Raw genomic sequence first — 23,023 nt, forward strand, 5'->3', positions numbered from 1 at the left:
CTGAGAGCAAGGCTATTGTTAATCCTAAAGTATTACTTCCCGGACTTCAGGCTTTTACGTAGCCGCAAAGCTTCAGTATACACGTTATGCCAATCTTTGTCTTCTATAACATCCGGGCTATATTGCGCTTTTTCAAATATTTCTAACAAAATGCGGAGAACGCCTGTAAGCTCGGGACGTTTTTGGCTCCAATGTTCCACGGATTCACGCAACGTTTCATGTTCTTCCCTTACAAAACCTTTCCGCCGAAGGTATCGTACCCACCGCTCTGTCTCCAGCGCTACTTTTTGAGCCGATGATAAAGGATGTCCACTTAGCAGCTGTTGAATTAGAAAACGCAGACTAAAACGCCGAGTCCAAAGCAGATATCCTACCCATGCGAGCAATACTGCACCTGATACCACTGCAGCCCAAGCTCCTAATTGAAAGCCATTATCTTCTGCTCCTGCATCGGCTGCATTATCCTCAGACTGTGCATTGTCCTCTTCTTCATCCAGTGGGTCCTTTACAGGTTCAGTCTCATTCTTAGTCAGCAAGGGAACATTAAATCCGGGTGTCGCTTCTACCGGAATCCAGCCATAATCCCCGAAATAAACCTCTGCCCAGGAATGTGCATCGGCGTTGGTAATCGTATAGTTGTTACTAACCGACCTCCCCTGCTGCATAGCAATATTATCAGGAAGCTCTGCCTGTTCTCCGGGTGCATAACCCTTCACCCATCGGGCAGGGATATTAAGAGAGCGGGCCATGGTCACTAGTGCAGTGGAGTAGTAATCGCAGTATCCTTCTCTGATCTCGAACAAAAAGCTGTCTACAAAGTCAGAGCTGGTTCCGCGAGAAACATTGGGTTCATTGGTATACGGAAAGGTTTGTTGTAAGTATTGTTGCAATAGCGCCGTTTTTTCATACGGAGTTTGTGCACCAGCCGTAATCTCCTGAGCGAGATCCTTTACCCGAATCGGGAAATCACCCGGCAGCTGCAGGTACTGCTTATCCACTTCATTTACTCCATACAAGTCTTCGTATGTCTTTACACTCAGCTCTTGAACCGGAACAATAGGAATTTCCGCAGTAAGCACGTAGCTTTGGGGATAAGGCAGGTTTTTTTTGTCGGGATCCCACAACAGTTCACTATCCTGATTTCTCCAGAATAATCCGCTGCTGTTCTCAACACCGTTGATTGTATTGACTGTAGAAATAGAATAAGGGCCAAAAATAACCGGATAGCGATTATTTCCTAGAATTTTAACCGTTTGTTGCAATTTCTGGGTCTGAACCTTAGAAGTTGAGGGATTATCCAGAAGTTGGCCCACTGCCACTCCATCGAGAAGCCCACGGGTAGAACGGTCATTATCAACCCAACCTTCTCCGGAGTAGTCGTTCCGGCTTTCTCCACGCATATAGGTACGCATATCAGAGACCACTGTCATAACGGGTGTATAATCAAAAGCAAAGCCCCCGCCTAGTTTGTCATCATTCAGACTATACCCTGATGAAGTATTCTTAACAGCTGTACCTGCTCCCGTTCCCGTCCCTTTTCCAGAGGAACCGGAACCCGAAGACCCACCCGTTCCGCGCCACTCTATCCAGGCCGTATAGGGATCAGTTAAACGCGGTTTCACTTCAGGCATATTGATACCGGTAAGAATGATAAGAGAGAAAATGATTGCAATATTGACGAGAATTTTTAAAGGATAGTCCATAAGATACGACCAGCCTCGCGGATAGCGCAGCTGGAAGTTTCTCAGGTTCTGAGTTACAAGCCAGCCCATACCGGTGAATACGGTCCAAGCCACTTCCTGCCACAATACAGTGGAGGTAAATGAATCGAGCGCAGCAAAGGCAACAATATTTAAGCCTATAAATATTAAAATACGCGCCTTCGTAGATACCCACCAGGTTGACAGGAGCAGTAGGCCCCAGGCTCCCAGTGCAAACCATATATACGGCATCATATGAACCGCTATATCAGGCAGCCTCTCTCGAATTCCCAGAAAGGGGTCTGGAGTATACAATCCGTAGTATTTGATGGTTAGGAATACGATATAGATGATTGCTGCTGCTTCAACGAGAACCCGGTACAGAGAACGTGCAGGGATTAGAATCTCAATAATAGCTGCTGCGGCTAGTGCTAACAGAACGGATGATGTCGTCTCCCGATACCAGATGGGCTCTGTATAAGAAATCCACTGCAGCACAATAATCATAATCCAAAGCAATCTTAAGGAGTGGTGCCAGGACGATTTCTGCAGAGTCAACCATTTACTCATCTTACCTCTCCCCTCCCAGCACAGCAGGCAGATCTTGGAGAGAACTAACGCTGCATCCCGTCAACCCACGAGATGTCAGCACACCCATCCAATCATCTTTACGGCTTGCTTCTGTAGGATCAATTACATGTATATGGGAAGGTGTCATTCCGTGGCTCTCCGCCCATAGCAAAGCGTCCAATACCGGATTCCCCCGCTGAGGGCTGATCAGAACGAAATATGACCCTCTGGGGAACATGCGGTATCCCATTTCTAATCTGGAAACAAGGGTGCCTTTTCCTTCTGCATTGATATCTATTAAATATTGAATCATTTTCTGACGTTCTGCTCCGGTCTCTGCAGGTGAGAACATTTTGGTATTCTTATCGAGACAGCATAGGCCAATACCGATCCGTTCCCGGATACCGAAGCCCAATAAAGAAGCGGCTGTAGAAACGGCCAGTTCAAAGGTATTGGATGATTGATAAGCCCTTGAACTTCCATCCAGAACGATCATCGTCTTCGGAATAGATTCATGCTCGAATTCCTTTGACTTCCAGGATCCGGTCTTCGCAGTCGCATTCCAATGGATGCGCGTCAGTCTGTCACCATATATATAATCACGCACTCCATTGATTTGCGTAGTTTCACGCCTGGATTGAACCCGGGAGACTTGCGGTCCAGCGAGCCTCGAATTCCGTTCATACAACTGCCAACGCGGAATGAATACAGCCCGGGGTAATACCCGAAACTGCCCTTTCGCCAAAAAGCTGCCTTTGTGCTGTGTCAACCCAAAGATATCCTCAACGATGATATCCGTATCTGCAAACGTATAGCTTCCACGCTCCAAGGTAGGTGTCTGAAAACGCAGCTCCCCTTCCCCTTTAAAGCTCGGAACAAGACTCTCCTCGAAAACCCATGATTCCCCGTTATGCCGTTTCAATATTTCTCTCACGACGACATATGGCAAAGGCAAATAGCCGGGTATAGAGATTTGAAGCTTTACCCGTAGAGCACCTCCAGCATAGAGCAGATCGGGCTTTTCCTGTTCAGTATAAAAACTGCGTGATCCTTTGGAACGGCGAACACCGCCTAAACTTGCAACTATTAAATAAACTATAAGAAGTGAGACCATTATAAATAGCATGAATGAGGTTTTCCCGCCCTGAAATAGGACATACAGCAAAGTAATACCCCACACCCCGAGTATACCGGCCAGTTTGGCCGGCTGTATGACCGCTGCCGCTGCAGACAAGTAGCGGTCCATCTTATTGCCTCATCGTAACTGGCACATGGATGCTTTGCAGCAGCTTTTGCAATAAAGAATCCACACTTACATTGTCCAACCGTGACTCCGGACGAAGCAGAATACGATGGCTTAGTGCATAAGGGGTAAGCACCTTTACATCATCAGGAAGTACATAGTCCCTCTCCTGTAGGAAAGCATAGGCTTTGCAGGCCATCATAAAGGATAACGATGCACGCGGACTCGCGCCCAGCAAGACGAGAGGATGTTCTCTAGTTGTACGCACGATTTCCAGCAAATAATTTAATACGGGGTCGCTTATATAAACCTCGCGTATTTCCTTCTGGATAGCCGAAATCTGTTCCATATCTGTTACCGGTAAAAGTTTATCCACCGGCTGTCCTTCCTGATGCTTCAGCAGCAAGCTCTTCTCCGTATCCGCATCCGGGTAGCCCAGGCTGATCCGCAACATGAAACGGTCCAACTGCGCCTCCGGCAGCGTATAAGTTCCCTCGAAATCTATGGGATTCTGGGTAGCGCACAGCATAAAAGGATGCGGCAGCGGATAGGTCTCCCCATCGACAGTAACATTCCGTTCCTCCATGACTTCGAGAAGGGCGGACTGTGTCTTGGTTGTTGCTCTATTAATCTCATCGGCCAGCAAAATATTAGTCATCACCGGGCCGGGGCGAAAGTGGAACATCTCATCACGCGGATGATATACAGACACACCCGTAATATCACTCGGAAGAATATCCGGATTACATTGTATACGGCGGTATTCACCGGACATGGATCTGGATAGTGCACGAATCAATTGCGTTTTGCCGGTTCCCGGAACATCCTCTATGAGAACATGTCCGCCAGCGAGAAGTGCTGTTAATAAAAGTTGGATCTCAAAGGATTTACCAAGGATGCACGATTCTAAATTCATACGGACAGCGTTTACGGTTTTCATGGATTCTTGACCTACGGGCATATATAGTAAACCTCCTATGTCAGAATAAAACAGTATACATATATTTTACATGATGCAGGGACCCAAAGTACATTAGCGGACCTCACGAAAGTGAAATGTAATAGACCTGTAATAGAAGAGACCGTTTTTACGCAAAAAATAAACCATACCCTCCGGCAAAAGCCTGTAGGGCATGGTTCTGAGTAGTGCTTTTTATCCTTTGGGCCGAACGATCAGCGCTGCCAGAAATGAGAAAACTATGGCTGAGGAAATCCCCGCACTGGTGATATCAAAAATACCTGTAACCACACCGATCCAGCCATCCCTTTCGAGCTCCGTAAGTGCACCATGCACAAGTGAATTACCAAAACTCGTTATCGGTACTGAAGCGCCTGCCCCAGCGAACTTGATCAGGGGATCATAAATTCCAAAAGCATCGGCGACAGCTCCTGCAACAACTAAGGCACTCATCGTATGAGCAGGTGTCAGCTTCACCACATCCATCAGCAATTGACCGACCACACAAATAGCACCCCCGATAATAAAAGCCCATAAAAAAATCATGCTTCTTCACCTCCGCTCTCCAAAGCTATAGCATGAGCTACACATGGGATGCTCTCTCCTTGCTGATAAGACAAAGGGGATAGCAGCGCTCCGGTTGCTACAATAAGTACACGCTTCAACTCGCCCTTCTTCATGCGTTTAAGAATATGTCCATAGGTCACAACTGCGGAACAGCCACAGCCGCTGCCTCCAGCAATAGCGTACTTCTGCTTGTCCAAATTATAGATAAGGAGTCCGCAGTCATTAAACGTTGTCTCCTCCATCGGTATACCTTCATCAGCCAACAGCTTCTTGGCAATGGGCAAGCCCACAGAGGCAAGATCACCGGTAACAATTAAATCATAATGACCAGGAGAGAGGCCCGTATCCCTAAAGTGGGCGACGAGGGTATCCGCTGCTGCCGGTGCCATTGCTGCTCCCATATTGAAAGGGTCCTTAAGTCCAAGATCCATAATCCGTCCGATCGTTGCAGATATTACAAAAGGGCCTTTACTTGATCCATCATTTTTGGCTACAATCGCACACCCAGACCCCGTGACCGTGTATTGGGCAGTCGGAGGCTTTTGAGAACCATATTCTGTGGGATAACGAAACTGTTTTTCTACTGTGCAGTTGTGGCTAGATGTGCCTGCTAACGCATATGTAGCCCCGCCGGAATCTACAATCATCGACGCAATAGCTAAACTTTCCATAGAAGTGGAACAGGCACCGAATACACCAAGGTAGGGCACTCCAAGCTTCCTCGCCGCAAAAGAGCTGCTGATAATTTGATTCATTAAATCGCCGCCTACGAAAAACTCCAGCTTCTCCTGTTCTATTCCTGCATGAATTAAAGCAAGCTTTGAAGCCTTCTCAAAAAGGGCGCGTTCCGCCTTTTCCCATGTTTTCTCGCCCATCTTAAGAGAGTCATATATAAAATCAAAATCTGAGGCTAGAGGTCCTTCCCCCTCCTCAGGTCCTACAACAGCGGATGAACCGAGAATGACGGGCCGGGTTGTGAATTGCCAGGTCTGACTGCCGAGCTGCTTCATAACTTAATGTGAGCCTCCTCCAAAGCCCATAAGGGCATAGACTATACCGACTATAAAAGCAGCTACTGTCCCGAAGACTATAACTGAACCGGCCAACTTGAACATATTTCCGCCAACACCGAGTACGAGGCCTTCAGACCGGTGTTCTAAGGCCGCTGAACACATACTGTTAGCAAATCCGGTTACAGGGACTGCAGAACCGGCTCCGGCCCACTGTGCTATTTTATCGTAGACGCCTAGGGAGGTCAGTATGACAGAGATTAGAATCAACAGAGCCACTGTGGGACTGGCAGCTTCCTTGGAGTTCATTCCGAATATAGACATAAATCCAGTCTGAATGACTTGTCCAATTAAGCAGATCAATCCGCCGATCAGAAAAGCCCTTATACAGTTTTTCAACACAGGCCTGCCTGGAACAAACGGCTTAGATAACTTTTTATATTCCTCCGAAGTCATGTTGTCAAGCCGCTGCTTGATCCCGGGTTGTTTAGTTTTTGCGGGCAAAGAGCACACCTCCTAGGATTTGGCGAAGAGAGCCTGCCTTGTGAACAATAAACTGCTGCTGGCATAGGCTCCTGTAAATTTCTTCGCTTAAAGGTTTTTCCTTATTGTTTGCTATTTGCCGCTTCGTTATGTCCTATCCACTCAGGAAAAATAAAGCAGGAATATTATCAGCAGCAAAAACAGCACCAGTATAAGTACAGTATCCCTTTCCCGTCCATGGTGATATGCAGCCCTCCTGTAATTCCCTATGGCTGACATGCTTCTAATTGACACCGGTCCTCTAACTTTGCGCATAGCTCTAGTTGGAATCATCCTCTTTCGCATCCTTTCCGGGCCCCTGCATAAAGAGCCCTTTAGCAATATATTCCGGGTAACTCTACCCGGTGTACAACTGGATGGTTCGCATCAATCCCCCAGAATATGGACAATTGAACCGACAATGTTCATACTAGATGTTAGAAAAGGAGCGATTACATTTATGAATCAGGAAACACTGGATTTGTTCAAAACGCTAACTGAATTCCCCTCAGCTCCCGGATTCGAGCGAGAACTGCGTGCTTATGTTAAAGAGGCTATGACGCCCTACACAAATGAATTCGTACACGACCGGCTAGGAAGTCTATTCGGTGTGCTTCGCGGTGAAGAAAATGGACCCAAAATTATGGTGGCCGGGCATTTGGACGAGGTCGGCTTCATGGTTACGGGTATCACTGACAAGGGGATGATCCGCTTCACTCCGCTTGGAGGATGGCTTTCCTCAGCAGTTGCTTCACAGCGGCTCCACATCATAACTCCACAAGGAACACTGACTGGCGTGGTCGGCAGTACTCCTATACACCTGCTGAGTGATGAGGAACGGAAAAAGACAGTCGATATCTCCAAGATGTTCATCGATATCGGCGCTGACAGCCGCGAGGAGGCTGAGAGCTTTGGAGTAGCTCCCGGTCAACAAATTGTGCCGATCTGCCCTTTCACACCGCTTGCCAATCCGAAAAAAATCATGGCCAAGGCTTGGGATAACCGTTATGGTGTAGGACTTGCTATAGAGCTGGTAAAAGCACTACATGGAAAAAAACTCCCTAACACCATTTATGCAGGAGCCACAGTTCAAGAGGAAGTGGGTCTGCGCGGAGCACGCACAGCAGCAAATCTGCTATCCCCTGATATCTTCTTCGGTCTGGATGCAAGTGCAGCTGCCGATATGACGGGTGATCGTCAAGCCTTTGGTCATCTGGGTCAAGGCGCTCTGCTGCGCATTTTTGATCCCACCATGATCACACACCGCGGCTTGATTGAATATGTGCAGGATACAGCAGATACTCATCGGATCAAATACCAGTACTTTGTTTCCCAAGGGGGAACCGATGCCGGACAAGTACATGTTAGTGGAATTGGAGTTCCGTCAGCAGTAATCGGAATCTGCTCACGTTATATACATACCGCTACGTCAATAATCCATAGTGACGACTATGAAGCCGCGAAGGAGCTTCTCATCAAGTTGGTTGAAGGTCTGGACCGAACAACGCTGCAAACTATTATTGAGCGGAGTTAAATGTAATGCGTTTAATTGCACTTTGTGCAGCTATACGTGATAGATCAAACTGATTCTGAGCTTTACGTGTATTTTGTACAACTATTAGGCACAGATAAGACTTATCGCATCGATATCCAGGTATATAAGTGTACGGAGTGCAACTAAAGTACTTTATCAGAGTAAAGGCCTACTTTTAGTTGCACATTGTACATTTAAGTAGGAAGATGAACGGTGATATTTCTGTAACCTATAATATGAAAAAGCCGCAGGGGCTTCATACGCCCCTGCGGCTTTTGTTATTGATATTATTTCAGTTTGTTATATTCCGCCATAACAGACTTATGAACCTCGTGGTCTGCTGCAAGCCCCGTATACTTCGTAACGGTTCCTTCCACTCCGATGTCGGCTATGGATGCTTGGAGCTCAACTGCCTCGGGATCATCCTGCACGTTGAACAAGAGAGCGCCTGCCATTGAACGGGTCAAAGCGGCATAACTATCAATAAAGGATTGATAGAATTCCAAGCCTTTGGCATTAACTTCCCCAGTTCCCTCAGGAAAAATACGAGGCCACGATATTGAGAATCTATAGGCTTTGATGCCCAGCTCTTTCATTAAGGCAATATCTTCACGATAACGATGATAGCTGTCACATGCAATATCGCCATAATCTCCATTAATAACCTTTCCCGGTACCCGGGAGAAAGTATCCCAGATGGACATCCCTCTTCCATCTTCATTAAATGCGCCTTCAATCTGATAGGAGGCTGTAGCAGCACCTCAAATAAAATCCTGTGGGAATTGAATTTTTGTCATAATGATATATACCTCCTCTTATTCTTGTTAGCGTAACCTGTATTACTTCTTCTCTATTATAATTTGCATTTAAAAGGGTGCAAACTTTTTATGTTTTGTTATTACTTTTTTATTTATTTTCCCAAACAAAAGCAACCCACCATTTGTCGGGTTGCTTTAATCGCATCAATAACAGACAAATTGAAATATTTCTTGTACATCCAGAAGCCCGGATCGTTACGGCAATACAATTCCTGAAGCTGTCATAACCGTTACGGTTGCAGACCCTAAAGCGAGACGCAGTACAGCTGCGATAATCCAGGCCAGGATAAGGGGGGATATGTCCAATCCGGTCATTACATCTTTAATGTAATCTGCAACTCCTCTATCAACCAGAGACAGCTCGGCTGCCATCGATGTTCCTGCAATAGATAAGGTAGCACGATCCGCATAATTAAGTGTTGTTACTATAAACAGCATGATAAGATTTAACCACCGAACCTTGCTCCTTTTGTAGCTGCTATACACCTGGGCGAACATTTAGGCGGTCAGTTTCTTCCTGTCGCCAGTACTTTCCCGGTATACTCATGGCACGAATTACGGAAGATACCGCATGCGAAATCATACTCGGTGAGTTAGCGATCGCTTCCTCCAAGGACATTGGCGATTGAGTAGCCCCTACAATCACGTCGATTCCGATATCGTACAGTGCCTGTACATCCGCTGTAATCCCACCCGAAATACAAATAACGGGTTTATTATATTTTTTGGCTAGCTTGGCTACACCGGCAGGTGTTTTTCCAAAAGCCGTCTGGGCATCTGTTCTACCTTCTCCGGTAATCACAAGATCCGCATCCTTGACCATTTCATCAAAATTTGCAGCTTCCAAAACGATATCAATTCCGCGGGCCATTCCAGCGTTCAAAAAAGCCATAAGGCCTGCTCCTAATCCTCCGGCAGCACCCGCACCTGCGGTGCTCTCAATCTTAATGCCGAGCTGTATCAGAATTTCATCTGCTAAATGCTTCAAGCCCTGATCAAGCAGCTCCACCATTTCTGGAGTCGCTCCTTTTTGTGGCCCAAATACACTCGAAGCTCCCTCCGGTCCGCACAGAGGATTTGTAACATCACTTGCAATGATAACCTCACAATGAGCGATGCCAGGATGGATTCCGGAGATGTCGATGGTGCGGATTTTAACTAACTCTCCGCCTCCAAAGCCGATTTCTTCGCCTTGCTCATCTAGAAACCTGACCCCCAAAGCCTGCGCCATCCCAACTCCGCCGTCATTAGTAGCACTACCCCCGATTCCAACGACCAACTTGCGGCAACCCAGCTCTAATGCTTGCTTGATTAGCTGACCGGTTCCGTAAGTAGTAGTGGCCAACGGGTTTAGTTCTTCCTTCTGGAGAAGCATTAACCCAGAGGCTGAAGCCATCTCAATAACTGCGGATTGGCCTTTTTCCAGCACGCCATAAACTGCAGTAACCGGCTTGCCTAACGGACCGATAACCTCCAGTTCACGGAATTCGCCGTGTGTGGCACTAACCATAGCTTCTACTGTACCTTCTCCACCATCCGCAATTGGAATCTTGTGAATTTCCGCTTCGGGCAGCGCTGCTAATACTCCCTGCTCCATAAAGTCTGCAACTTCTTTCGAACTGAGACTGCCTTTATAGGAATCAGGTACGATCAAGACTTTCATTCCATCACTCCCAGCGCTTCCTGTCCTGTATCCAAACCAAAGCACCGAACGAAGACACTAGCCGACATCTTCGTTGGTGACACTTATACAATTACAGCATTGGTTTAGCGGACGTCATGTAAACAATAGGTGGGCGGGACTGACTATTAACATTCAGAGCTCAATACAATCTGAATCTTTGAGCCTTCTTGCAACAGTTGTCCCGCTTCTTTCTCTATGCTTAAACTATACTCCCCTGTAACTATTTTCACATTGTTCCACTCCCACAATTTTAGGCCCATATTTACTTGAATTGTTAGAAGATGAACGCCAAATAAAAAAGCTGCCCGAACCATCGGACAGCTTTCCCAAAATAAGAACTTAAATCATGTCGAGCGGAACCTTCCATGAAGGCATCTGAAAGGCGTCATCAAGCCTCCAATGCTCCTCTGCGGTCAATTGCAGCAACCCTGCAGAAGCATTTTCAATCACATGCTCACGCGAGGAAGCTTTCGGAATCGCCATAACATCACCCTCCCGAGTCGTCCAGGCAAGTAAAATTTGTAGAGGTGAAGCATTATGTTTCTTTGCTATCTCCTGAACAATCTCATTTTCGACCAATCCTTTACGCAACGATCCGGCCTGAGCCAAAGGCGAATAGGCCATAATAGGCATTCTACGGCTTCGCTGCCATGGCAGCAGGTCGTATTCAATACCGCGCGACCCTAAATGGTATAACACCTGGTTAGTAACACAATGGGTTCCTCTCGAAATACGGGTTAGTTCCTTCATATCCTCTGTATCAAGGTTGGATACGCCCCATCTTGCTATTTTTCCCTGAGTAACCAATTGTTCCATACCCTCCACCGTTTCTTCGAGAGGGATATTCCCGCGCCAATGCAGCAGGTATAGATCCAGATAATCGGTTCCGAGCCGTCTCAGGCTTTCCTCACAGCTCGTGACGATTCTCTCTTGACCCGCGTTGTGCGGATACACCTTAGAGACCAGAAACACCTCCTCACGTATTCCTTTAATAGCTTCGCCAACCAGCAATTCAGACTTGCCATCCCCATACATTTCAGCCGTATCAATAAGATCCATTCCCAGTTCTACACCAAGTCTAAGAGCAGAAATCTCACCTTCTCGATCAAATGTGGAATCACCCATGAACCAGGTTCCCTGTCCGATTCTGGGTACCGTAGCTCCATCGGCAAGTGTAATTCTCGACATACGGTTTGCATGTGCAATCTCAGCTAAGTCTGGTTTTGTACTCTTGTACATATTCATATTAAAGACCCCTTACCAGAAAGGATTGTTTACTTATTATACTTACCACGTTCTTTCATTCAAAACATTGCATCCTTGTCCAAATATAAAACGTTTTAGTCAACCAGCTTTAGCCCTACTGCCGCACCGAGGATCATTACGATAAATAGCACACGCCGAAAGTCTCTAGATTCTCCATACAGAAACATCCCCAAAATGGCCCCGCCGGAAGCACCTATACCCGTCCATATCGCGTAAGCAGTACTCATTGGCAATGTTCTCATCACTAGTGACAAAAAGAGAAAACTCCCTCCAAAGCCTAAACAAAGTAAACAAATCGCTTGCCAACTACGATCTCTGTTCAGCTTATTCATCATCGCCACCCCAAATATCTCTAACACTCCTGCCACAATCAGAGATAACCATGCCACCATAAAACCCCCCTCATACATGCAAAAAAGTAAATTCATTTTCTATCCTATAAAAGCCTCAGGCTCACGAAGTTCGCGAGCCGAATTCGAGCCGAATTGTTGTATAAAGTGCAGGATTCTAGCTGCTTTCAGTGCCTCACGAGCCGAATTGTTGCACAAAGTGCAGGATTCCTGCTTCTTTCGGGGCTCACGAGCTGTAGTCCCTTAACTAACCGATTTTTCTTTGGTTACCCGTTTTAATCCTACAACCCCAGTAAGTAGAACGAGCACCAGAGCAAGCTTAGCCAAACTGAGCGCCTCTTCGAAAATAATAATTTCTGCCATGATGGTACCGGCTGTTCCAAGCCCTACAAAAACAGAATATACGGTACCGATAGGCAGCTTCCTCCCAGCCGAAATTAAGACATAGAAACTTATCAGTATAGCTATAGCTGTCACGAGCCACTCCAAGACTGTGGAAGCATGCTTCAGCCCAATGACCCAGACGACCTCGAAAAAAGCGGCGCCAAATACCTTTGCCCAACCCAAATTATTGTTCATACCCTTCCCTCCCATCGAAAGTAAATTTACGATTAACTTTTGGCAGACTGACAACAAAAAAGCCCGAAAGGCCATCGTCAGTTGACGATACCTCCCGGGCTTTTATCCCTCCGTGTAGACACGGACGATTCTTGTCCGTGCGTTTTCCCTCGGACCAGACCAACCGTAACCAGCTGCGGAACCCTAGAAAACAAAACAATCTTTTAAGTTACATCGTATGTTAGCAAATCCAGCAGACAAAAGCAACCCTATCAGCCAGTCAGCCCATCAGACGATAGAGCAGAACTCTTTATTATCATTATTGTTTCTCCAGCAGGATCAAAATCCCCCAAGGCTCCAAGCTTAGCTTCTCATCCTTATTGACTTCAACTCCGCTTAAAAGCTCAGTTCCCTCAGCATGTGTGTGCGTAAATGAAACCGCAGCATTCGAATAGTTGAAGTAATATCGCACGGTTTGTTGAGCCTGATTCGTCCCCGTTTTCACAATAATTGGGAATGACAGATCTTGATCACTGCCCCATAATCTAGCCTCTTTCACAGTGGACTTCAGCACACTTCCCACCATAGCAGAGCTTGCCATACAACCAATATAAGTAGCTGTTCCTAAGCCGTAACGGTTACGTGTAACCGCGGCATAATTACCCCACTCCGAATGATCATAGCTAAGCAGCACCTCTGCAGTGGTCGGAGTAATCAACTCCATCCATGTTTCCACATGATTATCTTCAGCTCCGATGTCCGCATGCTCACTCTTCAAAAGTACTTCGTGCGGGCTAACGAACAGGCTGTACCCTATGCCGCAAGCCTCACTAATGATGCCTGGCTGCTCTACGGTACGGACTTTGACGACCTCGTCGGTGAAGCCGCTTTTGAAGGAATACACCACATGCCCGCCCTGTTTCACATAAACATTCAACCGTTCCAAATCAGCGTCGGGAGCAGCATAGAGCGCCGGAACAACGATCATACTGTACTGGTCTAACTCCTTAAAAGAAGGCTGTATAAAATCGCATTCAATGTTCATTCGGTACAGTTCGTCATACAGCCAGCGAACAACATCATTGTACGTCTTTCCGTCCGGCAGCTTGAACCATTCCATTGCCGTTAACGCCTCATTGCTGACCATAACCGCAACCTTATTTTCCTTTCGCAGACCCGCCAGCTGATTGCTTAATGCCTGAAAATCCCTGCCGATAGTCTTCGCTTCGTTGTATACCGGGTTCGGCTTGAAGTCGTGGCTGAGCAGTCCTTTCCAATACGTTTCAAATGAATTATGAATGGAATGCCAGTGCCAGTAAGCTACCATATCCGCACCAGAGGCGAGATGACTGAAAGCCTGAAGTCTTAATTGACCCGGATACGGTGTCCACTGGGGAAAAGCTTGTGCTTGTGTTTCAAGGACAAGATAATTTCTGCGCTTCAGCGAGCGAGCCATATCTCCCCCGAATGAAATCTCTGTCCCCGTCAGCTCGTGCTGAGAAGGATGATAAATATCAACACCGGCAATATCAAAGGGCTCAGCTGCGGCAAAATGATCCACGGATGGCTGTACGCCAAACGAATATCCGCGCCATTCAAAGTCAAAGTTCTGCGTCACAAATTGTCCCGGCTGCTTGTACTCATTCACCAATGATACCTGCCAAGCTAAAAAGTTCGTAACCAGTCCGCGCTGGAATCTGGCAAACTCTGCTCCAAGACTTCCGTTAATGGTCCCCACTACCGAGGGGAAGTCCTCCCAGCTGTTAATCCGGTTACTCCAGTAATCCAGCCCGAACCGGGAATTGATGATATCCAGCGAACCGTACTTTTCACGCATATATTTGACGAACTGCAGTTGAACATTGTCCCCAGCCGTATCATAATGCTTCGTTTCGTTATCGGTCTGATAGCCAATGACCGCAGGATGCTTGCAGACCCGGCTGATCAATTTGCGAATAATTCGCTCGGCATGGAACAGATAGACTGGATTGGTGATATCCATGATCTGCCGGGCTCCATAACGTCCGGGACCCTTAGCTGTAACTGCTAGGACATCAGGATGCTCTTTCACCAGCCAAGTTGGAACTGCATACGTAGGAGTCCCAACAATAACCTCAATCCCAGCGTCATGCATAGCATCCAGCACTTTATCCACCGAAGTGAAGTCGAACACGCCATTTTGCGGTTCATGGGTGCTCCATGTCGATTCGGCGATACGAACCACATTAATGCCCGCTGCCTTCATCATTGCGATATCTTCATCCAGCCTCTCACAAGGCATATATTCATCGTAATAGGCAACACCGTACCGTAATTTAGACATATTTCATTTCAATTCCTTTCTGCTTAGCCTTTGATTGCGCCTTCAGCAATACCCTGCATAATAAACTTTTGGAAGAACGAATAGATCAGGATCACTGGAAGTGCAGTCAAGACCAACGCCGCCAGAATGAGCGACCATTCCTTGTTATACTCACCAAACAGCGTATTTGTTGACAGAATCAACGTATATTTATTCGAATCCGTGAGCATAAGGAGTGGCAGCAAGAAGTCATTCCAGATCCACAAAAAGTCAAGAATGGCGATGGTTACGGTAATCGGCAGCAGCAGCGGGAAAATAATACGGAAGAACGTCTGAAACTCCCCACAGCCGTCAATTCGCGCCGCTTCCTCCAGTTCGCGGGGGATTGATTTTACAAATCCATGATACAGGAAGATCGCCATATTTACGCCAAGACCGATATAGATAATGGCCAGTCCATAAGTACTTCCGCTGACATGCAGGTTTTTTGCCATACGGGTTAATGGAATCATGATGGAATGAAAAGGCACAAGCATGGAAGCGATAAATAAGAAGAAGATCATGCCGCTCAGTTTGCCGCCCGTCCGAGACAGCTTGTAGCCGGCCAAGGCGGCGCAAAAGACGATACCGCCAATACCGATCAACGAGACAATGACAGAGTTCAGCGTGCTGTTTAATAGATTGATTTTATCAAAAGCCTGGCTGTAATTCTCAAAATGCAGCTTCGTCGGCAATGCCATAAAGGAAGTGAACATTTCGCCTTGCGTCTTCACCGAATTAATGATAGCCAAATAGATTGGAAAAAAGGAGATTACTGCGCCGACACATAGAAACAAAGTAATAAATAGGGAGGATGATTTTCTCAGTCTCATGCTTCCACCTCTTTTCTCTTCATAACACTGATCTGAATAAAGGTGAAGATTAAGATAATCACGAACAAAATGACCGATTTGGCACTGGCATAACCGTACCGAAAGTTATTGGAGAACGCCTCTTCATAAATATTCATCGTGATAACCTGAGTGCTGCGTCCCGGTCCCCCGCCCGTTAGGCCGTAGACTACTTCGAATACTTTGAAGGCTCCATTTAGAGTAAGGAAGAAGCAAATCGTAATCGCATGTGTAATCATCGGCATAGTCACACTGCGGAAGGTTTGAAATGGCGTAGCACCATCAATAACGGCCGCTTCCTTTAAGCTTTGCGGCACACCCTGTAGGGCTGCCAAGTATATAATCATCATGTATCCGACGCCATTCCACAGCGACACGATAATAATCGAATAAAAGGAAACCTGCGGATCGCCAATCCATAATTGGTCGAGAAAGGTGAATGCCGTCTTCTCAGCGATTTGAGGCAGGACTTGTGAGAATACGAACGTCCACATAAAGGCACTGATAATGGTACTGATCATATTTGGCATAAAGAAGATGGTGCGAAAAAAACCTTTGGTTCTTACTTTGGATTCAATAAATACAGCTAACACAAGGGCAAATACATTTTGTAATACGACCATAAACAATACATATTTGAGTGTGAACAGCAGGGAATTCACGAAATCAGGGTCTTCACGCAAAGCTTCAATAAAATTCCCGAGTCCGATAAAAGAATAGTCTCTATTCAGTCCGTTCCAGTCTGTAAAGCTATAAAACATACCGCCAATCGTAGGAATCAGCAGAAATAATGTGTAAAAAATAAATGCAGGCGCGACGAAAGCAAGCAGTGAAAAATACTTTTTGTAGCTAGTGACCGGCACAGTATCCGCCCCTCTCCTATATGTGTATACAGCAACCGGGATGGAGGAAGAAGGTTATCCCTCTCATCTTCCATCCCGGATCTTTGTTTCTGCTTTCGAATTACTTACTTATTCACTTTGTTATAGGATTTCCACGCTTTATCCAACGCTTTCAGCACATCATCCTGCGACATTTGTCCAGCATAGTAAGCCTGCAGCCCTTTTCCAACCTCATCCTTAACCGATTGCGGAATGGCAGGGTCCTGCACGGATTTGCCTTCCTTGACGTAAACCATAGCATCATCGATCCAAGGATAGCTCTCATACGTGTGAATCGTAGCTACAGGATTGAATTTCAGAGCCTGGAAGAATGCATTAGAGGCTTGATCGTCCAGCACATAGTTCATGAAATCGAGCGCTACTTCCTTATTCTTGCTGGTTGGCGATACGGCCAAAGAGGTAGAAGCACTTAGATTAATCAAGGTTGCACTCGGATCATCATTAATAGGTAGAGGTGCTACTCCAAAATCCAGATCCGGGTTTGATTTCAGAATCGTCTCCGCATACCATGGACCTTGCAGCCACATTGCCCCTTTGCCTGCCGCAAAGGCTGCTGCCCCGTCATCGCCGCCTACCTCGGTTGCCTTAGTAGTGCCGTTAGCATTGATCAGATCAAACACATCAAAGATTGCTGATTTCATATCCGTAAATGAGCCTTCATCCTTGTTCATCTTGTCCACGAAGTCAGCATCCTTGGTCTTCACCATTCCGCCAACAGCCAGCGGTAATACGAGTTGAGGAATCCATGACTCTTTATAGGAAAGCACAAAAGGAGTAATGTTGCTCGCTTTCAGCTTCTCCACAACGGCTTTCATTTCTGTAAGGGTCGTTGGTGATGTCAGACCGAGATCAGTAAATATTTTTTTGTTGTAAAGATATCCCCATGACAAGGTTTCCAGTGGAAGTGCTACAATTTTACCGTCCGTAGTGGTAACGGAAGGCCTCACACTGTCCAACAGCTTGCCGGCAAAAGGCTGACTCGATAAGTCTTCTAGATATCCGGCTTTATAGTAGGATGGAATCTCATTAACGGCATGTATGGCAAAAATATCAGGTGCATCATTGGAAGCTAAACGCGTCTTTAGAATTTGCGAGGCGTTATCCGCTGTCGGCATTTCTAGCTGAACAGACACATCAATATTTTTATCCGCTTTTTCCTTTGCCACAAAGTCAGCAATGTATTTATCATAATGTTCTTTGAAGCGAGGCTGGGCGATGAACATTTTGAGAGTTACACTTTTAGCCTCTGCGCTAACCGTGTTGTTGCCTGCTGCAGAGTCCGTGTTACCTGTATTGCCTCCGTTATTACCACCGCAACCTGCCAGAAGTGTAGCTGCGAGAAGGCTGCAAAGTACACCTTTTGTCGTCCTTTTCATATCGTAAGACCTCCCAATGTCTGTGTTTTGTTTACGCTTTCATTGTATCTTTTTTATGAAAGCGTTTAATTGGACGGAACTACCCTCCTGAATTGGACATTTTTAAACCTGCCCCTGCTTTCTCATTTCACCGGGTGCAATCCCATAATGCTTTTTAAAAACTCTATAGAAATAGCCTATATCCTCGTATCCGATAAGCTCTGCCACCGTCTTAATTGGAATGCTCTCATCTGCCAGCCAGGCTTTCGCCTTTTCCATCCGCAGGTTCAAAATATAATCCGTAACGTTGAGGCCATACTCCAGCTTAAAAACCTTACTCAAATATTCCTTGCTCACAAAAAAAGCTCTAGCCATAGCATCCAAAGTTACGGCCTCCGCAAAATGATGATCAATATACTGCCTAACCTCTTCAAGATTCAGCTTATTTTTAAACTTACGCTGCCCTATAAGATGCTCGAGGTTCTCAGCATAATGTTGAAGCAGGAAAGATGCTGTATTCTCACAAGAAGACAAAACCTCAGGGTTTATCTCGACCTGCAAGGTGTCGGTTTCTATTGCATTCGCCTTCATTAACTCCTTAAGGAGCAGCAGCATTTCTTGGGCTACCTGCCACAGCAAGCCCGGCTTCACTATGCCTCTTTTTTCCAATTCAATTCCCATTCCCTGCAGTACAGTAGTAACACCCTCTACATTTAATTCATTAAAGTGAATTCGCAGCAGCTGCTTGTAGGAGGACAAGGAAATGGATACATCCAAATCAAGCGCCAGTGAACCCTGATCTCTAGAGGAAATCTCAAGTTCTTGCTTACATCTAAGCAGTACGGCGTTCAGTTCCTTCGGATCAATAGGCTTCAACAAATAATCTATAGCCCTAAATCTCATCGCATTCTGAGCATATTTAAAGTCGTCGTAACCGCTCACCACAACAATCTTAACTTTAGGAAAATGGTCATACAGACTATTCATCAGCCTCACCCCGTCCACACCGGGCATACGCATGTCTGTAATGACTATTTGCGGGGATAATTGTTCCATAAGACGAAGCGCTTCTATTCCATCCTCCGCTTCTCCAGCAATCTCCATGCCTAGTTCATCCCAGGAACCGAACGTTCTCACAATGTCACGATTCCAGCTTTCATCATCCACTAATAGCACTTTAATCATTGGATTGACTCTCCCCTTTCAGCGGAATGGTTGCTATAACGGTTGTTCCCAGTCCTGGTTGGCTTTGTATACTAATTCCGTAAGTATTGCCAAAATGCATGTGAATCCGTGAGGCCACATTATGCAGCCCAATCCGATCTCCGATCACCGTTAATCCTCCTGATTTGAGACCCAACTGCCCGTGAATTTCATCCAATTTACTCTCTTCTATCCCGATTCCATTGTCACGAATGCGGATGATCACATCGTTATCCTCGCGTGTAACAGTAACCTCAAGTAACCATGGCCCTGATTTCAGCTCCAAACCGTGAAAAAAAGCATTTTCTACAATGGGCTGAAGAGTAAGCTTCGGAATCAAGCTTGCAAGTGCTTCCTCATCTATCTGAGTTGTATAGGTAAGACGAGAGGCGAAGCGCTGCTTCTGAATTTGCATGTAATTATTAAGATGAACCAGCTCCGCCTTCAGCGGTGCCAAATCATCCGGCTCCCGAATAATGTAGCGGAACATCTCGCTAAGTGATCTTATAACCTCATAGCTTTCCGACGGATTGCTCTTGAACAGCATACTTCCGATCATTTGCAGCGTATTTTGCAGAAAGTGGGGGTTAATCTGCGCCTGCAGCGCTTTAAGTTCGGCACTCTTTTTCTCCAGGCTAATTATATATTCAGTCTTAATATGTTCTCTTATACGATGGGACATCTGATAGAGCTTTGTCTCCAGAAAACCGATCTCATCCACACGGGTACTGAGCTGGACTTCCCTATCCTTCATGAGTCCAAACCCTTGAATGGAACGAGCCAGTCTAACAATAGGTGTTGCCAACCTTAAGGCCATAATTACAGCCATAAGAATGGCTACAAGGACTGAAATAGCTCCCACGATCAAGCCAAACTTCATGGTAGACAGCGCACTTTGATTAATAAAGCTATTAGGAATCACTGTGATCAGCTTCAAGCCTACCGGATCGATGGTGTTATAGAACACATACTCGCGTTCCCCTCGGAAATATCCCTGTTCTTCGCCGGTGCCAGCAACCCGGGCAAGTGTCTCTTTCGAGGGAGGTTCTCCCCATGGCTGATAGAGTATTTCTCCATTCGGTCCGGCTATAAATACCGTATGCTCGTTCCCGCGTCCCAGCAGGTTTAGCGTCTGATCTAATACACCCCAGCGAATCTCCAAAGAGATGCCGCCCAGCTTCTCCTGATTCTCAAAACGGTTGATGCTGCGGATGAGCTGGAACTTGCTGTCATCGCTACCGTCTGAACGAATCATAAAATCCTTATTTTGATCAAATAGCATCTTGTAAAGGGCAGGAATTTCGGCGGGTGATTCAATATCACTCTGAGAAGCATTAATCGTAAACAGCTTGTTCGATTCCTTTAAATAGAGCTCAACACCGATCACATGATTACCCGCCGAATAAAAGAGGTTCATCAGGGTATCGATAATGTTTTTCTGCGCGGCAAACTGATTGGACAGGCTCGCTTCATCGGCATAGGCGAGATAGTCGCTTAAATGGGGACTTATCAGAACGGTGTATATCAGATTATTAAGTTGGGAGAACTGTTCACCCAAATAAATGCCTGTCCATTTCATATTAGAGAGATTGGTGCTTATGACTTCTGCTTCCATAGATCTGCGGTTATTCTCGGCGGCCAGAGCCGTAATTGCAACAATCGGAACAACAGCCAAAAGGATCATGGATAAAATGAGTTTATTACGCATACTGCGGCGGAAGGGTTCTGTGAGCTTTACCATCCAATTCGCTATCATAGCTGTTTCAACCCCCTGCTTCGACTTGCTGTAGTGTATCCAAAGTTTAACTGTATTAAGAGTAGCAAAAAACTAACGTCTCTGAAATCAGACGTTAGTTTTTAAATTATGCCATAGGTTTATGAATGCAAAACCATCGTATGAAAGGAGTTCGGCTCCAGCTCAAAGGAGTACAGGAATGATCCACTATTCAAATTCAGCACCCGCTGCTCATTGAATGGATTAGCGATTACTAATGTAACGGTACCATCGGTTGCTTTAAAAGCAACGGCGTTGCCGCTCCACTGCCCTTTAAGTCCAACCCTGACCGATCCTGGGGCTGCAAAGCGGGAGAAGTGCTTCATTACATAATACTCTGGATTGGTGACGACTTTTTGTTGCTCAGGATATACCGTCAGCATGGAGTTTTGCTCCCAGCCCCAAGTACTGCGTCCCTTCGGCTCCAGAAGCATATTCCAGTAAATATAAGCATTTACACCGTTCATGAAATAATGCTGGTACAGGTTAAATACATATTTGGCATAGAACCACGTATTCTCGCCATCGCCGCATTCATTCTCCGTCTGCATATAGCGCAGCTCCGGATAACTCTGCACGGTACGCTGAATGGCATGCTTGCCAGCCCATTGATAGCCTACACCTTTCACGTATTTGTACGCTTCGGGATCACTCAGCACTACGGATGCGTAAGCATCAAAGTCTGTAGCTTTCTTCTTCAGCCATTCATCCCATGCCTCCGGTGCGTTGATCGTTCCCAGCCAGATTTCCGTATCCAACCCGTGGCGATCGAACGCCGGACCTAAGTAGTCTCGAATGAAAATCCGTAACTGTTCTCCTGTCCAAACACAGGAAGGGAACTTCTGATCCGCAACCACTTCGTTCTGCACATGTACCTGATGAATCGTAATTCCCTCTGCACGGTACGCTTCTACGAACTTAACAAAATACAACGCGTAAGCTTCCAGAATCTCCGGCTCCCAGCGAAGAGTGCCGTAATTATACGACTTCGGAAACTTCATCCAGGTAGGAGGGCTCCAAGGGGAAGCGAATAGCTTCAGCTCCGGGTTCAACGCCAGTGCTTCTTTTATATATGGAATCAGCATTTGCCGATCACGTTCAATCGAGAAGTGCTCCATGGCGTAATCACCGTCATTCTCGTTCAGACTGTACCATTCCAAGGCATAATCACTGGCTCCTATCGGAAGCCGGCAAATACTGAAGCGCTGCTCCCCTTCGGGGTGGAAGAGCGAGTGCATCACCTCAGCTCGTTCTTCCTCCGGCAATTGGCAAAGCGCCACAAACCCAAGCTCGTTGAAGCAGCCCCCGAAACCTTCCAAAGTCTGAAAAGCTTCGGTTGTGATGGTTATGTTGGGGACTGGAGGTGCTTCTGCTGGTGCTTCTGCTGGTGCTATTGCTTCTGCTAGTGCTAGTGCTTCTGCTGGTGCTTCTGCTGGTGCTATTGCTTCTGCTAGTGCTAGTGCTTCTGCTGGTGCTATTCCCCTGCCCGCCACCTTGTACTGGTTCTTTTTCTCTGCCCATGGCAAAAGCTCTGTGCTGGTAAACCATTGTAAATCCTTCTTATACATAATTGTGACCTCCGTATAGTAGACAATTAGTAAAATAAATCTAATCGTATGACTTTCTGATATACATATAGATGAACTAGTGTATGAAATCTGCCACTTATATCAAAACAACACCTCACACCAGGCTTGTGTTTGCGCTTTCATTATATCTCAGTGACCGAACTGTTCCATTGGACAAAATTGTGATTAACAGTTGCACTTTTTTAACCTATACTGCTCAGACAGCAGCAACTTAGCTCACTCGAACAG

General features: G+C 46.2%; 19 protein-coding genes, 1 pseudogene and 1 riboswitch. Of the genes and pseudogenes, 1 reads left to right on the forward strand and 19 read right to left on the reverse strand.

Going from position 1 to position 23,023, the window contains the following annotated elements; all coding sequences use genetic code 11:
- Positions 1-32 precede the first annotated feature (32 nt).
- The 6 genes from J2T20_RS01790 to spoVAC form a co-directional block, all read right to left on the reverse strand.
- Entirely contained in the window at positions 33-2,270 is a 2,238-nt protein-coding gene (locus J2T20_RS01790; RefSeq protein ID WP_307584976.1) for a DUF4129 domain-containing transglutaminase family protein, read from the reverse strand.
- A gap of 1 nt (position 2,271) precedes the next feature.
- A complete protein-coding gene (locus J2T20_RS01795) occupies positions 2,272-3,516 on the reverse strand; it encodes a DUF58 domain-containing protein (protein WP_307584978.1) in 1,245 nt (414 codons plus the stop codon).
- A 1-nt stretch (position 3,517) separates the two neighbouring features.
- Positions 3,518-4,474 (reverse strand): AAA family ATPase, encoded by a 957-nt coding sequence (locus J2T20_RS01800; protein WP_307584980.1) that lies wholly within the window; start codon positions 4,472-4,474, stop codon positions 3,518-3,520.
- 192 nt (positions 4,475-4,666) lie between these two features.
- Positions 4,667-5,017 (reverse strand): stage V sporulation protein AE, encoded by a 351-nt coding sequence (gene spoVAE, locus J2T20_RS01805; RefSeq protein ID WP_307584982.1) that lies wholly within the window; start codon positions 5,015-5,017, stop codon positions 4,667-4,669.
- Entirely contained in the window at positions 5,014-6,048 is a 1,035-nt protein-coding gene (gene spoVAD / locus J2T20_RS01810) for a stage V sporulation protein AD (RefSeq protein ID WP_307584984.1), read from the reverse strand. The genes spoVAE and spoVAD overlap by 4 nt, the downstream gene beginning before the upstream one ends.
- A gap of 3 nt (positions 6,049-6,051) precedes the next feature.
- Entirely contained in the window at positions 6,052-6,504 is a 453-nt protein-coding gene (gene spoVAC, locus J2T20_RS01815; RefSeq protein WP_307585106.1) for a stage V sporulation protein AC, read from the reverse strand.
- Positions 6,505-7,030: 526 nt separating this feature from the next.
- On the opposite strand from spoVAC, the gene J2T20_RS01820 reads away from it, so the two are divergent.
- Complete coding sequence (locus J2T20_RS01820; protein ID WP_307584986.1) at positions 7,031-8,104, forward strand: M42 family metallopeptidase; 1,074 nt, start codon at positions 7,031-7,033, stop codon at positions 8,102-8,104.
- Positions 8,105-8,583: 479 nt separating this feature from the next.
- On the opposite strand, the pseudogene J2T20_RS01825 reads toward J2T20_RS01820, so the two are convergent.
- The 13 genes and pseudogenes from J2T20_RS01825 to J2T20_RS01885 form a co-directional block, all read right to left on the reverse strand.
- A pseudogene (locus tag J2T20_RS01825) lies at positions 8,584-8,841 on the reverse strand (family 1 glycosylhydrolase); the annotation flags it as partial.
- A gap of 276 nt (positions 8,842-9,117) precedes the next feature.
- On the reverse strand, positions 9,118-9,360 hold the full coding sequence (locus J2T20_RS01830) for a GntT/GntP/DsdX family permease (protein ID WP_307584987.1): 243 nt from the start codon (positions 9,358-9,360) through the stop codon (positions 9,118-9,120).
- A 40-nt stretch (positions 9,361-9,400) separates the two neighbouring features.
- Entirely contained in the window at positions 9,401-10,585 is a 1,185-nt protein-coding gene (locus tag J2T20_RS01835; protein ID WP_307584989.1) for a glycerate kinase, read from the reverse strand.
- 360 nt (positions 10,586-10,945) lie between these two features.
- Entirely contained in the window at positions 10,946-11,845 is a 900-nt protein-coding gene (locus J2T20_RS01840; RefSeq protein ID WP_307585108.1) for an aldo/keto reductase, read from the reverse strand.
- Between the two features lie 101 nt (positions 11,846-11,946).
- Positions 11,947-12,261 carry a DMT family transporter gene (locus J2T20_RS01845; protein ID WP_307585110.1) on the reverse strand — a complete coding sequence of 105 codons (315 nt, stop codon included), beginning with the start codon at positions 12,259-12,261 and terminating at the stop codon, positions 11,947-11,949.
- A 204-nt stretch (positions 12,262-12,465) separates the two neighbouring features.
- Positions 12,466-12,801 carry a DMT family transporter gene (locus J2T20_RS01850; protein WP_307584991.1) on the reverse strand — a complete coding sequence of 112 codons (336 nt, stop codon included), beginning with the start codon at positions 12,799-12,801 and terminating at the stop codon, positions 12,466-12,468.
- A gap of 89 nt (positions 12,802-12,890) precedes the next feature.
- A riboswitch (guanidine-I (ykkC/yxkD leader) is annotated at positions 12,891-12,999 on the reverse strand.
- Positions 13,000-13,099: 100 nt separating this feature from the next.
- Complete coding sequence (locus J2T20_RS01855; RefSeq protein ID WP_307584994.1) at positions 13,100-15,103, reverse strand: beta-galactosidase; 2,004 nt, start codon at positions 15,101-15,103, stop codon at positions 13,100-13,102.
- A gap of 23 nt (positions 15,104-15,126) precedes the next feature.
- Positions 15,127-15,954 (reverse strand): carbohydrate ABC transporter permease, encoded by an 828-nt coding sequence (locus J2T20_RS01860; protein WP_307584996.1) that lies wholly within the window; start codon positions 15,952-15,954, stop codon positions 15,127-15,129.
- Positions 15,951-16,835, reverse strand: coding sequence for a carbohydrate ABC transporter permease (locus J2T20_RS01865; RefSeq protein WP_307584998.1), 885 nt, complete (start codon positions 16,833-16,835; stop codon positions 15,951-15,953). The genes J2T20_RS01860 and J2T20_RS01865 overlap by 4 nt, the downstream gene beginning before the upstream one ends.
- A 104-nt stretch (positions 16,836-16,939) precedes the next feature.
- Entirely contained in the window at positions 16,940-18,250 is a 1,311-nt protein-coding gene (locus tag J2T20_RS01870) for an ABC transporter substrate-binding protein (RefSeq protein WP_307585000.1), read from the reverse strand.
- Between the two features lie 102 nt (positions 18,251-18,352).
- Positions 18,353-19,414 carry a response regulator gene (locus J2T20_RS01875; RefSeq protein ID WP_307585002.1) on the reverse strand — a complete coding sequence of 354 codons (1,062 nt, stop codon included), beginning with the start codon at positions 19,412-19,414 and terminating at the stop codon, positions 18,353-18,355.
- A complete protein-coding gene (locus tag J2T20_RS01880; protein ID WP_307585004.1) occupies positions 19,407-21,188 on the reverse strand; it encodes a sensor histidine kinase in 1,782 nt (593 codons plus the stop codon). The genes J2T20_RS01875 and J2T20_RS01880 overlap by 8 nt, the downstream gene beginning before the upstream one ends.
- Before the next feature lie 119 nt (positions 21,189-21,307).
- A complete protein-coding gene (locus J2T20_RS01885; RefSeq protein ID WP_307585006.1) occupies positions 21,308-22,774 on the reverse strand; it encodes a glycoside hydrolase family 30 protein in 1,467 nt (488 codons plus the stop codon).
- Between the last annotated feature and the right edge of the window lie 249 nt (positions 22,775-23,023).

The sequence above is a fragment of the Paenibacillus wynnii genome, from assembly GCF_030812855.1.
Classification (GTDB): Bacteria; Bacillota; Bacilli; order Paenibacillales; family Paenibacillaceae; genus Paenibacillus_AQ; species Paenibacillus_AQ wynnii_A.